Here is a 789-nt window from a genome sequence, read left to right as displayed (position 1 = left end):
CATCCCCCTCGGCACCCCCGTCGCCGGACGCACCGACCAAGCCCTCGACGACCTGGTGGGCTTCTTCGTCAACACCCTCGTCCTGCGCACCGACACCAGCGGCAACCCCACCTTCCGCACCCTCCTGCACCGCGTACGCGACACCGACCTCACCGCCTACGCCCACCAGGACCTCCCCTTCGAAACCCTCGTCGAAGACCTCAACCCCCACCGCACCCTCACCCACCACCCCCTCTTCCAGGTGATGTTGGCGCTGCAGGACGAGGACGCGCCGCCTGTTCTGGGCGACCTCGGGGTCTCGGTCGAGCGCCCCTCCCGGGGAACGGCGAAGTTCGATCTGACGGTGGCGGTGACGGAACACACCGACGCCGACGGACGCCCGGCAGGGCTGACCGGTCACGCCGAGTACGCCACCGACCTCTTCGACCACACCACCGTCGAGAAGCTCCTGGACCGCCTCACCCGGCTCCTCACCACCGCCACCACCCACCCCGACAACCCGATCGGCACCGTCAACCTCCTCACCCCCGAGGAACACACCACCTGGCACGCAAGGGCAACCCGCACCCCCGAAACCACCGGGCCCCTCACCCTCACCCACGCCTTCCAGGCCACCGCTCATCGGTATCCGGACCTGACCGCGCTCGTGTGCGGTGAACACCGCCTGACCTACCGCGAGCTGGACGAGGCCGCCAACCGTCTCGCCCACCACCTGGGTGCCTGCGGGGTGTCGCGCGGGGACACCGTCGCCGTCCTCCTCGACCGCGACCTCCCCCTGGCCACCACCAC

At 70.2% G+C, this 789-nt stretch carries 1 protein-coding gene; it reads left to right on the top strand.

Annotated features, from left to right (window positions below; all coding sequences use genetic code 11):
* Positions 1–789 (top strand): condensation domain-containing protein (locus RM572_RS28625; protein ID WP_311676286.1); only part of this gene is annotated, 789 nt, incomplete at both ends.

Origin of the sequence: Streptomyces hazeniae (assembly GCF_031845485.1) — a bacterium.
GTDB lineage: Bacteria > Actinomycetota > Actinomycetes > Streptomycetales > Streptomycetaceae > Streptomyces > Streptomyces hazeniae.
Note: the sequence above shows the minus strand (reverse complement) of the source record. Positions and strands in the feature narration are given on the sequence as shown.